This window comes from Gammaproteobacteria bacterium, assembly GCA_029884425.1.
Taxonomy (GTDB): domain Bacteria; phylum Pseudomonadota; class Gammaproteobacteria; order S012-40; family S012-40; genus JAOUHV01.
Map to the genome: position 1 here is coordinate 1 of JAOUHV010000003.1, position 12,648 is coordinate 12,648.

Genomic DNA, 12,648 nt, shown 5'->3' on the forward strand with positions numbered 1-12,648 from the left:
CAGCTATCCAGAGTGAAGCGATTCCAGTAGTACTGGAAGGCCGCGATCTGATGGCATCCGCGCAAACCGGAACGGGCAAAACTGCAGCGTTTGTACTGCCCGCATTAGAATTATTGACCCGCTGGGCGCGTAAACCGGGCAATGGCCCGCGCGTACTGGTGTTGACCCCGACCCGTGAACTGGCTACCCAGGTTACGGATAACATTCGCCTGTTCAGCCGCTTTAGCCGTGTGTTTTCCGGCAGCCTGGTTGGCGGCGTGCCATACCCACCACAAATTCGCATGCTGGCCAAGCCGCAGGACATCCTGGTTGCTACACCAGGTCGTCTGAAAGACCATATGGAACGCGGCCGCATTGATTTTTCCCGCATTGAAATGCTGATTCTGGATGAAGCCGATCGCATGCTCGACATGGGATTTGTTGATGAAGTGCGTGAAATCGCGGCAGCCATGCCTGCACAACGTCAAACGCTGTTGTTCTCTGCGACTCTGGAAGGTCGCGTTGATAACATCGCTCGTTCGTTGATGAAAGATCCTGTGCGTATTCAGCAGGTGTCTTCGCAATCGGTCCATGCGTCGATTACGCAACATGTTCACCAGGCCGATGACATTAGCCACAAACATCGTTTGCTGCGTCACTTCCTGCAAAATGATGACTTAGGACAGGCGGTTATTTTTACTGCGACCAAACAAGGCGCGGATATGCTGGCGCAGAATTTGGCTGAACAAGGTCATCAGGTTGCAGCATTGCACGGCGACATGAGTCAGCACGTACGTCGTCGTACGGTTGAAAACATGCGTATGGGCAAGCATCGTCTGCTGGTTGCTACTGACGTAGCAGCGCGCGGTCTGGACATCAAAGGTATTTCGCACGTAATCAACTTTGATCTGCCGATGGTAGCTGAAGATTACATTCACCGCATTGGCCGTACCGGTCGTGGCGGCGCAACGGGTATCGCCATTTCTCTGGTTGGTCCAGATGATTGGTCGAAACTGCGTGGCATCGAGCGTCTGACTGGCAGCAAGCTGGCTCGCGAAATCGTGCCTGGCCTGGAGCCTGTGAAGCCTGAACCCGGTTTTTCTCGCGGCAAGCCATTTGCCAAAGGTAAAGGCAAGGGCGGCGGTAATTACCGTGGTAACAGTGCCAAGCCTGGTGCGGGCGGTGGTTGGAAAGGCCGTAGTGCTGACCAAACACGTCGTCCACAAGGTGGCGGCCACGGCAGCCCGCGTCGCGGCGCGACTGCCTAATATGCAATGCCGGGAGGGCTGCGGCGCGTGTTGTATTGCACCGTCGATCAGTTCTCCCATTCCAGGTATGCCGGCGGGGAAACCCGCCGGTGTACGCTGTGTTCAGCTCGATCCTCAAAACTATTGTCTCGTCTTTGGTCAGACTCAACGTCCGGCTATCTGTATCAGCTATGCAGCCAGCCACGAATTTTGTGGTGAGAATAAGCAGCAGGCGCTGCACCGCTTGCAACAGCTTGAGCAATTGACCACCTGCCACATCGAATAACTTTACCTCTGCCTCTGTGGGCTAAAGAATTTCTCGTTTACACTGAAATACTAAGGAAGCATTTAGTGGAAACTGAAGATGAGTCAGCTATGCAGCTATCGTAATCCTAAGGGCATTGCCTGCGGCAATGAGGCCGAGCACAATGGTTTGTGCTGCTGGCACGATGACAGCGTCGAGAAAAGGGGCGAGCAGTGGCGTCAGCGGTTGCAGGAATACGCACGCAGTGGCGCATCCATGTCGGGCTTTAAGTTACGCCACGCGAATTTGGCCGAAATTGATTTGGTCAATCACCACCACAAGCAGGGTCTGGATATGTCGTATGCCGACCTCTATCGAGCCGATCTGCAGCATAGTCATCTATTCAAACTGAATTTGTACGGCGCATCCTTGATGAAAGCCAACTTGTCCCACGCAAATTTGCATTACGCTGATTTGGAAAATGTAAATTTGCTGGGCATCAATTTATTTGGCGCCAAAATTGAACACGTCAACTGGGGCGATTGTCTGTTGCAAGAGCAGCAGGCGCGACAGGCGCTGGACAATGGCAACATCAAACTGGCTACCGATCTGTTTGAAGAATGCGAAGAAATATATCGCCATGTGCGCAAGCTGGCGGAACAGCATGGTTTGTTTGATCAGGCCGGGCTGTTTTTTTATCACGAAATGGTTGCACGCAGAATGCAAATGACCAAGTGGTCGGTGCGGCGGTTTTTGTCAAAAACTGTGGATCTGATCTGCGGCTATGGCGAAAAGCCGTTGAATGTGGTGCTGTCGTCAATGGTGATGATATTCGGCTGTGCGCTGCTGTACTGGATGCTCGGTGTAACCGAAGGCGGTAAACCGATTGCGATGGCGAATGCGGCCAATATCGATATGGCGTTATACGATTTCGCGCAATGCGTGTATTACAGCATTGTTACATTTACCACGCTGGGATACGGCGATATTACGCCCATCGGTTATAGTCGCTTGGTTGCAGCGATTGAAGCATTTGTTGGCACTTTTTCAACAGCGATATTCGTCGTGGTTTTCGTGAAAAAAATGACCCGTTAGCTCGAATTATTTCGGCGGTTGCCGCGTAATGTGAGCTGGTTCAAGAGAGGGAAGTGGGTTCACCTGGCGAAGGTGGTGTTTGAAAAATACTTTATCAGTAACAGCTCTGAGCCTTTATTCGAGAAACATATTCTTTGCACGCTGGGTATCGACCGTTTGGAAGATACGAAATAAACCGTACCCCAAAAGTCCATGGCATTGCTGAATTTCCGGCATGCCACGGCAATTTTATTTTGCGTTTAACGCCTGTTGAGTCGCGGCGGGAACTGCGTTTTGCAAAAGCTTGTCAATCTCCAGTAGTACTACCATTTTTTCATTCATGGTGGCGACTGCGCGAATAAAACTGACATCAACGCCACTTCCCAGATTGGGTGTTGGCTGCATCATCGATTCCTCAATGTTATACACTTCGGATACAGCGTCGGCAACGATGCCAATGATGGACTGGTCTGTTTCTGTCTGTACGCGAAGCACAATGACAACGGTTGTGCCTGTTTTGCTGTTGAGGGGCATTCCCAGACGTTCTCGCAAGCAGATAATGGGAATTACCTGACCTCGCAGATTAATAACTCCCTTGATGTACGACGGTAGATTTGGAATGCTTCTGACCGCTTCCCAGCCTTTAACCTCCTGGACCCGCAAAATTTCAACTCCGTACTCTTCATTTCCAAGCATAAAAGTAAGGTATTGATTGACGTGATCGGTCAGGGAATCAATGTTTTTCGTATGTGCTGCGTCCATCTCAATTACTCCCCAAGGTAGGGAAAATCGGCTGTTTGATTGTCTTTGCCTCCCAGTTTGGCGTCTTTTTCACCCGTTTCTTTAGACTGTGATGCTAACACTAAGCCTTATAAAGGATATTTTAATCTTGAAGTGTCAAAATTCTGTCACAAATAGACGATACACTTGATACGGACCTAATTGACAAAGGGGGACGGAATGAAAAGCAAGGGCTACTTTTTTCCACAACTGGTGGTTACCGAAGAGGCAGCTAAGAAGCTGCTGCAGCTAAAATCTGAGCTGAAGCACCCTTTGTCGTTTTTGCTGGAGCGCCAGAAAGACTCAAAAACCTATTTTTCGGTGGTGCCTTCTCAGTGGGTTAGTGGGTTTTGTGTCGAAGTGAATGGGGTTGCTATTGCTCTGGCAAAATCCTTATTGTCGGAGTATATGTCGTTGCATATCGGTTTTATGCGAGACAGTCAGGATGATGAAAAAGGCTCATTTATACTGAGTGAGAATGATCTCATTGTCGCAACGTTGCCACTGGACAATTTGTCTGGGCACCTGTATCACGAAGCCGCCGAGTGGGAAAATGACGATGACTGGGAAAATTATGCGGGCATTGCTTGATTTCGTGGCAAAGCACACACGAAAAAGGAGACTCTAAGTCTCCTTTTTCTTTTCGGGTAGTGGGTAGACAACCAGAATAGAGCCATCGACTCCAACAACACGCACTCTCTTGCCTGCTTTGGTATCAGGACCTTTGAGTTCCCAGCTAATGTCATCTAGTTCTGCTTCACCAAATCCATTTTGCAAAGGTAATTTCAAAACAAATTCTTTACCCACTTGGGCGCGCGCTTTGCCCTTGGTGGCAATGTCCTGGTTTTCGGCTTCGCTGACCTTGAAAATCTTGCGCCAGATGAAGGTAACTACCACAGTAATGGTGGCAAAAATACCCAGTTGAGCTTCCCAGGAAAGTGCCGGGAAATTAATTTTTATTGCGCCAGTAATTGCGCCGGATACCGCAATACCCACAAAAATGCCAGAGGGAATTAACGCTTCCAGAACGACAAATATTAGGGCTATTGCCCACCAGTGCCAGGCAAGCAGTTCAAATTCTTGTAACCGGGAAAAATCCATACGCTGTGTTTCCTAGGAAAACCATCACTGGCAGAAAACTATCAACAAAATCGACCTGTTTCAAGAACTACGCGGTGGCCAATTGGCTGCCGCGTAGTGAATTAGGCGGTGGTAGGTGCGATTGATTTAGACTCGGTATTAATGCTGTGTTTGGGGCGTAATGTAAACCAGTATTCACGGCCAATGCGATGGAAGTGATCTGCTTCTTCGACGAGCATGCCTGACGTAGAGCTAGGGATGGCAGCAATTTCAACGCGGACGCCTTCGGATTTCAGGTGTCTGACCAGTTCAATGAAATCAGAATCACCTGACATGATGATAATGGTGTCAACTTTACTGGCCAGCTGCATCGCCTTAATGGTTAAAGGTATATCCGCATTTTTGTGACAAGGCCGCACAGAACCGTGATAGAACAAATGCAACCGTTCTTGTAGCTTGGAAGAAATGCTTTTGCCTTCGCGGAAATAAATTAAGCGGTTTAAGCCCCGATTGTCTAATAGCGTGGGAATCAGCGTATCGAAATTCAGCATGGTTTGTGGATCGCCGGTTTCGTCGTGAATGCTACGCTCGATATTGTTGCCATCGACCAAAATGGCGACGGATTGGCTGATAGTGACGTGATCGGTTGGACGTGTATTATTACGTGAGTATTGGTCTTTCATAATCTATATAGTGTTCCGTTGGTTAATAACAGCAAAATAGGCGTTCATTATAGTGACAACTCCTTGGGAAATAAAAGACTTGTTTCTCGAAAGAAGAGGTGATGACGATAGATGATTGTCGCTACGTTTGCTTGTTGGAAGCGAAGAGATTAAATGTTGACATTAATCAAAGTGTGCATGTGCAAATGGATATAATGGGCTGTTGGGCGTTTGCAATTGAGTGAGTATAGCGTTACATTCAGTGGGGTTTGTCTAAACTTGTAACAACCGATAGGAGAAAGCAATGAAAAAAAAATGGTTAGTGGTGGCATTAGTCGCGTCAGCCGGAGTTTCTCAGAGTGCATTGGCTGAAGGTTGGACATTTTTAGCGGGTTCAAAAGAAGGGTATAAAGCAGAGCCCATCGCCTCTGTTTTGTACGGCAGCATGGATATTGATGGCACATCCGGTGCGATCACAGGCGTGGAGATGTCACTGAACTGCCCATTGTTGCAGCCACCCACCAATCGTATTCGCCAGCAGGCCAGTATTACTACCTGGGATGAAAGCGGTGCAGCAGTAACCAATATCGAAATCAATCCTCACTATGTGGTTAAAGTGGCTGATGATTTGGAAGTGGGTGGTGGAGTAGGTTTTGGATACATGCTCAGCGATGACATTCCCGATCAGTTAGGTTTCCAGATTGGCGCCAGCGTTCATTACACCGGTTTGCCTGTGTTTGTCGGTGCTGAGTGGCGCATGCAGACAACCAGTCCTGCTGATCCTGATGCACCTGATGTAGATGCTGATAACACACGCTGGGCAGTTAAAGTCGGTTATGCGTTTTAACGAGTAATTGTTGCAGAAACAAAATAAAACGGCCCATTATGGGCCGTTTTTTTATTCTACTGGCTGCTCTGTTGGTTGCTCTATTTGTTGCTCAATTGTCTGTTCAGTTTGTTGTTCAATAACTTGCTCAGTTTGCTCCGTTAGTTCTGTTTGTTGTTTTGCTGGTTGCTCCATGCCTATACGGGCATTACGCATTATTTTGTTTTTCTTTTTGTTGAAAAACTTGGTTCGTGTTGCCGGATTATGTTTCTTGGGCGCAGGTAGGGTGGCTGCCAATTCAGCGGCTTGTTCCTGGGTTAATGCGCTGGCCGACTTGCCATAATAGCGACGTGATGCGGCCTCTATACCATAAATGCCTTCGCCAAACTCTGCGACGTTCAGGTAAAGCTCAAGTATGCGGCGTTTGCTCAATTCGTTTTCCATGAAAAAGGTAAAAACTAGCTCATGCCATTTGCGCAATGGATCACGGGAGGGGCTTAAAAACATGTTTTTCACGGTTTGTTGCGAAATTGTGCTGCCACCAAATACAAAACGTTTTTGATCCCAGTTGTATTCCATGGCCTCACGGAAAGCGTCCGTATCAATACCGTCGTGCTCGTAGAAACGTGCATCCTCAGCAATCAAAAATATGCGCGGGACGGATTTGGGAATGTCCCGAATGCGTACCGGGCGCCAGCGTAATTTGGGCAATGATTTGTCGGCATGGCTCTTGGCTTCATAGTCCAAAATGAACTTTGATTTTGGTACGCTTCCTTGTGCATATCGCTCCCAGTCCGGCCAGATGGCCAACATGTAGCCGATATCTATCAATAAAACGATAATTGCGATGCGCCAGCTCCACTTGAACAAAGTGCGAAACTTAGATGGAGATTTCGATCTCTTTGACGCGGAAGTTCTTGTTCGTGACATGTAAATTTCCAGTTATTGCTACGCGAGTATGTCGATCAATGGGGGAGTCCGCTTAAGCGACGGCGTGATTTTTGCTGATGCAGTGTTGTTTTTACAGGGTATGCAAAACTACCTTAGGCATAGTGCGAGTTTTGCCTGCCGCAAACCGTTTAGTGCCGCAGTAGGGATGTCGATAGACAGTTGAAGTGCCGCTACCCGTTGGTGATATTCGAAGCAAGGTAAAATCATGGAAACCTTTATTAAATCAGTTGATGAACGCACGAAACTGGCGGGCGCAAACCGTTTGGAAGTTTTGTTGTTCAGTCTGGGATTTGACAAAAACATCGGTCGTGAAGAGGTATTTGGGATAAATGTGTTCAAGGTCAGGGAGGTAATGCACGCGCCGGTAATCACTCACGCACCGGACATGCCGCCTTCGGTTGAAGGACTGGTGAGTCTGCGTGGTGTAATGGTTCCTGTGATCAATGTAGCGAAGTTTTGCGGCATGAACGTGGAAGACAAGGCGGGCATCCTCATTGTGACCGAATACAACCGCCAAACCCAGGGATTATTGGTGCACTCAGTTGAGCATATCCTACGCATGGAATGGAGCGAAATCAAGGTCCCGCCGCCGATGCTGGCGCACCGCATGGGGGGGTTGGTGACCGCGGTGACCGAGCTGCAAGACAAGCGGATTGTCATGGTGTTGGATGTGGAGCGCATCCTTGCTGAAGCCGCGTCGCATGGCAGTGATATTGACGAATTCCGTGATATTGAAGAGCTGCAGAAGCACTTTACCATCCTCTATGCCGATGATTCCTCCATGGCACGCAAGCAAATCGAGAAGACCCTGGATAAATTAGGGGTGAAGTATGTCGCTGCGCGCAATGGCAAGGAGGCCTGGGCAAAGATTTCTGAAATTGCCGCGGAAGCGGCGGCGAGTGGCGGTAAATTCACCGATCGCATTCAGGCGATTCTGACTGACGTGGAAATGCCCGAAATGGATGGTTACGTGCTTACCCGTAAAATCAAAAATGATCCTCGAACTCAGACGGTTCCTGTGCTGATGCATTCGTCGCTGTCAGCGGATGCCAATGTCGCCATGGGGAAAAACGTCGGGGCGGACATCTATGTACCCAAATTTGACCCCAAGGAACTGGCTGCGGCAATCAAACCTTTGCTGGAAAAGTAAGCCAGAGCAAATGCTTAGGCTTGCCTAATTAGGCATTTAAAAAAGATTTGCCTGGCGCCAGACGGCGACGACAAGGGCGGTTTGTGCTAAACTCACCGCCCATTTTGTTTGTTCCGGTCGCTGCGGAAGGTAAAGGCTCAATGAATCTCTCCACTGATTTGCTGCTTGGCGTCAATATTGACCACGTTGCAACGCTGCGCCAGGCGCGCGGAACCCGCTATCCAGACCCGATCCAGGCGGCAATTGAGGCCGAACAAGCTGGTGCGGATGCCGTGACCCTGCATCTGCGTGAAGACCGTCGCCATATTCAAGATCGCGATGTGGAGATGCTCAAAGGTATTCTCCAGACCCGCATGAATCTGGAAATGGCCGTAACCGATGAGATGCTGGACATCGCCGAGCGTATCCGCCCCGAGGAAGCCTGTTTGGTGCCAGAACGCCGTGAAGAGTTGACCACCGAGGGTGGTCTGGACGTGGTGGGGCATTTTGATCGCGTGGCTGAGGCTTGCCGTCGTCTGGCGGCGGTGGGCACGCGAGCGTCGTTGTTTATCGCTGCCGACGAAGAACAAATCCGCGCTGCCGTGGCATGTGCGGCCCCAGTCATCGAAATCCATACCGGCCATTACGCCGAATATTCCGGGGACGCCCAGCGCGAGGAATTTGAGCGCATTCGTGCCGCCGCCAGTTTTGCCCACGCCCAGGGTTTGTATGTCAACGCCGGCCACGGTCTGCATTACCACAACGTGAAGCCGATTGCCCAATTGCCGGAATTTCGTGAACTGAACATCGGTCACGCCATTATTGCTCGAGCGGTATTTGTTGGCTTGCAGACGGCGGTTAGAGAAATGAAGCAACTGATGCGTGAGGCCAGAGCTTGATCGTAGGCATTGGCACCGACATCGTGCACATCCCGCGAATCGCTGCCGGTTTGGCGCGTCATTCGCGTCGATTTGCGGCCCGGATTCTGGCCGATGGCGAGTTAACCGAGTTCGACAAAGCTACCCGCCCGGAAGCCTATCTGGCCAAGCGGTTTGCGGTCAAGGAGGCGGTAGCCAAGGCGTTTGGCACCGGATTCCGCGACGGGCTGTCACTCAAGCATATTTGCGTTGCCAACGATTCTTTGGGGCGTCCTCATGTGGCGCTGTTTGCGAAAGCTCAAGAACTTGCTCAGCAGCGTCAGGTTGCCGCTGTACACGTCAGTCTGGCGGATGAGCAGGAATATGCCATTGCCTACGTGGTCATGGAATCGAGATAAATTATGTCCCTTTGTTACGATCTACACGCCCACAGCACGTTTTCTGATGGCACGTTGTCTCCTGAAGATTTGGTCGCCCGCGCGCAGGAAAAAGGTGTGAATGTCCTGGCCTTGACCGATCACGATACTGTGGCCGGTGTGGCAAGAGCCCAGGCTGCGGCCAAGGAGCAGGGGATTGAACTCATCCCCGGCGTCGAGATTTCGGTGAGCTGGCGCAATACCACGATCCACATCGTGGGTTTGAATGTTGACCCTTTCAATGAGCGTCTGCTCGCGGGCCTGGATTCGTTACGGCAATTACGCGAACTTCGCGCACAACGCATTGCTCACAAACTCGAAAAACAGGGTTTTGAAAACGCCCTGGCGGATACCATCGCGCTGGCCGGCTGTGAAGCTGTCACCCGTACCCACTTTGCGCGTTTGATTATTGCCCGGGGGCGGGAGTCCGACATGGAGTCGGTGTTCAAAAAATGGCTGGGTCGCAAGGGCAAGGCTTATGTGGCAGGTGAGTGGGCCAGTTTGCCTGATGCCCTGGACTGGATTCAGCAAGCGGGTGGACAGGCGGTTATCGCTCATCCTGCGCGCTATGACATGACCAACACCAAGCTGGGTGAGCTGATCGCTGATTTTAAACAACACGGCGGCGTGGCCATGGAAGTGGCGAGTAGCAGTCATAACGTGGCGGAAAAAGCCCGCATGGCGGGCTGTGCTCGTCGTCACGACTTGCTGGCCTCGGTTGGCTCGGATTTCCATAGCCCCGGCAATCCACGTATCGAACTGGGCGCATATCTCCAATTGCCCGAAGGCACTGAACCCGTCTGGCGCGACTGGTCTCTGTCACACTAATCCCTTATTTTTGAAGTGGCGTAAACCGCATGAGTCAGTTTTTTCAAATTCACCCGGAAAATCCGCAGCAACGACTGATTAATCAGGCGGTAGAGATTATTCGTGGCGGTGGCGTGGTCATTTATCCCACCGACTCATGTTACGCGCTGGGTTGTCACATCGGCGACAAGCACGCGCTGGAGCGGATAATGCGAATCCGCAAAGTGGACAGCAAGCATAATTTTACCTTGCTGTGCAGTAATCTGGCAGAAATTGGCACCTACGCCAAACTGGATAATCAGGCGTTTCGTCTGATAAAAAACGTCACGCCGGGCGCATACACGTTTATCATGAATGCCACCGGCGAAGTGCCACGTCGACTGGTACATCCCAAGCGCAAAACCATTGGCCTGCGTATTCCTGATAGTCCGATTGCTTTGGCGTTGCTACAGACCCTGGGTGAGCCATTGATGACATCAACCCTGATTCTGCCGGGTGAAGAATGGCCTATGATTGACCCTTACGAAATGCGTGATGTTTTGGGAAATCAGGTGGATCTCGTCATTGACGGCGGATACTGTGGCATGGAGCCAACAACCGTGGTTGACCTGACATCGGAGACGCCGGAGGTCATACGCGTCGGCAAGGGCGATCCAGCGGGACTGTGAGAACAAGTTTGAGGTAGCCATGGGCGAGCAATTAACCACCATTCAAATCATCGCCGTTGCCATTCTGCCAGTACTGTTCGCCATTACAGTCCACGAAGTGGCGCATGGTTGGATGGCCAAGCAGTTGGGGGATCGCACTGCGCAGATGCTGGGGCGATTGACCCTCAACCCGATCAAGCACATTGACCCGGTGGGAACGTTGCTCGTGCCTGGGGTGTTGATGGTGATGGGGGCTCCCGTGATGGGTTGGGCTAAACCTGTACCGGTGAACTGGGAGAATCTGGGCAATCCCCGCCGTGATATTGCGCTGGTGGCCGTTGCCGGCCCCATGGCCAATTTGCTCATGGCCATTTTTTGGCTGCTCATCATGAAGCTGTCGCTGATGATGAATATCCAGCCGGGCTCCATGGCCTATGGCCTGTTTTTGATGGCCGACATTGGCATTTCGATAAATTTGGTGCTTATGGTGCTGAATTTGTTGCCTATTTTGCCGCTGGATGGCGGTCGTATTTTGACCAGTCTGTTGCCCGGTCCCTGGGCCTGGAAATTCAGCCGGCTGGAGCCTTACGGGTTATTTATTGTACTGGGATTGTTTGCGTTGGGCGTTTTGTCGCCATTAATCGGGGAGCCAGTATCCCTGATGCGCACGGTTCTGTATCATATGGCGGGTTTATAAGGAGGAATTGTGACCCCGGTGCCAAGTCATCATCAGCGCGTTTTGTCCGGTATGCGTACTACCGGTAAGCTCCATTTGGGGCATTACCACGGGGTGCTCAAGAACTGGGTTGAGTTGCAACACGAATACGAGTGTTTTTTCTTCGCCGCCGATTGGCACGCGCTGACGACCCACTATGAAGATCCCGCCATCATCCAGGACAGCGTCTGGGATATGGTGATTGACTGGCTTGCTGCGGGCGTAAATCCCAATAATGCCACGATTTTCATTCAGTCACGCGTACCAGAACACGCAGAATTGCATGTGCTGTTGTCGATGATTACCCCGCTGGGCTGGCTGGAACGCGTTCCAACCTTCAAAGACCAACAGGAAAAACTGCGTGACAAGGATCTGGCCACCTACGGATTTTTGGGCTATCCCTTGCTGCAGAGTGCGGACATCCTGGTCTACAAGGCCGGTCTGGTGCCGGTGGGCGAAGACCAGATGTCGCACGTCGAACTGACCCGCGAAGTAGCGCGCCGCTTTAACCACATCTACGGCCGCGAAAAAGATTTCGAAGAAAAAGCCGAAGCTGCCATCAAAAAAATGGGGCGCAAAAACGCCAGTCTGTACGCGGACTTGCGCAAATCCTACCAGCAACAGGGCGACGAAGCTGCACTGGAAACCGGTCGCGCATTGATCGAATCCCAGCACAATTTGTCTGTGGGCGATCGTGAGCGTCTGTTCGGTTATCTGGAAGGTGGCGGTCGGATTATCCTGCCGGAACCGCAGGCTTTGTTGACGGCCGCGTCCAAAGTGCCGGGCCTGGATGGACAAAAAATGTCCAAGTCCTACGGCAATACCATTTCGCTGCGCGAAGAACCCGAGTCGATCGAGAAAAAAGTCCGCATTATGCCGACTGACCCTGCACGGGTTCGTCGCACTGACCCAGGTGACCCGGCCAATTGTCCGGTCTGGCAATTCCATGTGCTGTATTCCGATACCGACGTGAAAGAATGGGTTCAGGAAGGCTGCCGAACTGCGGGTATTGGTTGCATTGAGTGCAAGCAGCGCGTGGTTGAAGGCATGCTCAAAGAACTCAAGCCGATTCATGAGCGCGCCAAGGAATACCTGGAAGATCCCAAACTGGTGCGCAACATTGTCGCTGAAGGCTGTGAAGCCGCGCGCGATGTGGCTCGTGACACGCTGGAAGAAGTTCGTCAGGCGATGGGGTTGTTGTACCGTTGAGCGA

16 protein-coding genes and 1 pseudogene are annotated in these 12,648 nt (G+C 51.1%); 13 read left to right on the plus strand and 4 right to left on the minus strand.

What is annotated here, in order from left to right; all coding sequences use genetic code 11:
- From OEW58_01045 to OEW58_01060, 4 genes and pseudogenes are all read left to right on the plus strand, one after another.
- Positions 1 to 1,247 (plus strand): DEAD/DEAH box helicase (locus OEW58_01045; protein ID MDH5299933.1); only part of this gene is annotated, 1,247 nt, incomplete at its 5' end.
- A gap of 1 nt (position 1,248) precedes the next feature.
- Positions 1,249 to 1,512, plus strand: coding sequence for a YkgJ family cysteine cluster protein (locus tag OEW58_01050; GenBank protein MDH5299934.1), 264 nt, complete (start codon positions 1,249 to 1,251; stop codon positions 1,510 to 1,512).
- Between the two features lie 78 nt (positions 1,513 to 1,590).
- Positions 1,591 to 2,565 carry a pentapeptide repeat-containing protein gene (locus OEW58_01055; protein ID MDH5299935.1) on the plus strand — a complete coding sequence of 325 codons (975 nt, stop codon included), beginning with the start codon at positions 1,591 to 1,593 and terminating at the stop codon, positions 2,563 to 2,565.
- 21 nt (positions 2,566 to 2,586) lie between these two features.
- Positions 2,587 to 2,739 (plus strand): annotated as a pseudogene (locus OEW58_01060) (NAD(P)/FAD-dependent oxidoreductase).
- A 54-nt stretch (positions 2,740 to 2,793) separates the two neighbouring features.
- On the opposite strand, the gene OEW58_01065 reads toward OEW58_01060, so the two are convergent.
- Positions 2,794 to 3,306 (minus strand): chemotaxis protein CheW, encoded by a 513-nt coding sequence (locus tag OEW58_01065; GenBank protein ID MDH5299936.1) that lies wholly within the window; start codon positions 3,304 to 3,306, stop codon positions 2,794 to 2,796.
- A gap of 198 nt (positions 3,307 to 3,504) precedes the next feature.
- Here OEW58_01065 and OEW58_01070 point away from each other — a divergent pair, with 198 nt between their 5' ends.
- A complete protein-coding gene (locus OEW58_01070) occupies positions 3,505 to 3,915 on the plus strand; it encodes a hypothetical protein (protein MDH5299937.1) in 411 nt (136 codons plus the stop codon).
- A 33-nt stretch (positions 3,916 to 3,948) separates the two neighbouring features.
- Here the strand turns inward: OEW58_01070 and OEW58_01075 are convergent, their stop codons facing one another.
- Together OEW58_01075 and OEW58_01080 are read right to left on the minus strand one after the other, a co-directional pair.
- Positions 3,949 to 4,425 carry an NfeD family protein gene (locus OEW58_01075; protein MDH5299938.1) on the minus strand — a complete coding sequence of 159 codons (477 nt, stop codon included), beginning with the start codon at positions 4,423 to 4,425 and terminating at the stop codon, positions 3,949 to 3,951.
- Positions 4,426 to 4,526: 101 nt separating this feature from the next.
- Positions 4,527 to 5,087 carry an NYN domain-containing protein gene (locus OEW58_01080; GenBank protein MDH5299939.1) on the minus strand — a complete coding sequence of 187 codons (561 nt, stop codon included), beginning with the start codon at positions 5,085 to 5,087 and terminating at the stop codon, positions 4,527 to 4,529.
- Positions 5,088 to 5,370: 283 nt separating this feature from the next.
- Here OEW58_01080 and OEW58_01085 point away from each other — a divergent pair, with 283 nt between their 5' ends.
- On the plus strand, positions 5,371 to 5,913 hold the full coding sequence (locus OEW58_01085; GenBank protein MDH5299940.1) for a hypothetical protein: 543 nt from the start codon (positions 5,371 to 5,373) through the stop codon (positions 5,911 to 5,913).
- 51 nt (positions 5,914 to 5,964) lie between these two features.
- Here the strand turns inward: OEW58_01085 and mtgA are convergent, their stop codons facing one another.
- Positions 5,965 to 6,822: a monofunctional biosynthetic peptidoglycan transglycosylase gene (gene mtgA, locus OEW58_01090; GenBank protein MDH5299941.1), complete on the minus strand. Its 858-nt coding sequence runs from the start codon at positions 6,820 to 6,822 to the stop codon at positions 5,965 to 5,967.
- Positions 6,823 to 7,048: 226 nt separating this feature from the next.
- On the opposite strand from mtgA, the gene OEW58_01095 reads away from it, so the two are divergent.
- From OEW58_01095 to OEW58_01125, 7 genes are all read left to right on the plus strand, one after another.
- Complete coding sequence (locus OEW58_01095; protein MDH5299942.1) at positions 7,049 to 7,993, plus strand: chemotaxis protein; 945 nt, start codon at positions 7,049 to 7,051, stop codon at positions 7,991 to 7,993.
- Positions 7,994 to 8,133: 140 nt separating this feature from the next.
- Positions 8,134 to 8,871: a pyridoxine 5'-phosphate synthase gene (gene pdxJ / locus OEW58_01100; protein ID MDH5299943.1), complete on the plus strand. Its 738-nt coding sequence runs from the start codon at positions 8,134 to 8,136 to the stop codon at positions 8,869 to 8,871.
- On the plus strand, positions 8,868 to 9,248 hold the full coding sequence (gene acpS / locus OEW58_01105; protein MDH5299944.1) for a holo-ACP synthase: 381 nt from the start codon (positions 8,868 to 8,870) through the stop codon (positions 9,246 to 9,248). Before pdxJ ends, acpS begins: the two co-directional genes overlap by 4 nt.
- A gap of 3 nt (positions 9,249 to 9,251) precedes the next feature.
- Positions 9,252 to 10,094: a PHP domain-containing protein gene (locus OEW58_01110; protein ID MDH5299945.1), complete on the plus strand. Its 843-nt coding sequence runs from the start codon at positions 9,252 to 9,254 to the stop codon at positions 10,092 to 10,094.
- A 29-nt stretch (positions 10,095 to 10,123) separates the two neighbouring features.
- Positions 10,124 to 10,741 carry an L-threonylcarbamoyladenylate synthase gene (locus OEW58_01115; protein ID MDH5299946.1) on the plus strand — a complete coding sequence of 206 codons (618 nt, stop codon included), beginning with the start codon at positions 10,124 to 10,126 and terminating at the stop codon, positions 10,739 to 10,741.
- A 19-nt stretch (positions 10,742 to 10,760) separates the two neighbouring features.
- Complete coding sequence (locus tag OEW58_01120) at positions 10,761 to 11,417, plus strand: site-2 protease family protein (GenBank protein MDH5299947.1); 657 nt, start codon at positions 10,761 to 10,763, stop codon at positions 11,415 to 11,417.
- Positions 11,418 to 11,426: 9 nt separating this feature from the next.
- On the plus strand, positions 11,427 to 12,644 hold the full coding sequence (locus OEW58_01125) for a tryptophan--tRNA ligase (protein MDH5299948.1): 1,218 nt from the start codon (positions 11,427 to 11,429) through the stop codon (positions 12,642 to 12,644).
- Positions 12,645 to 12,648: the final 4 nt, after the last annotated feature.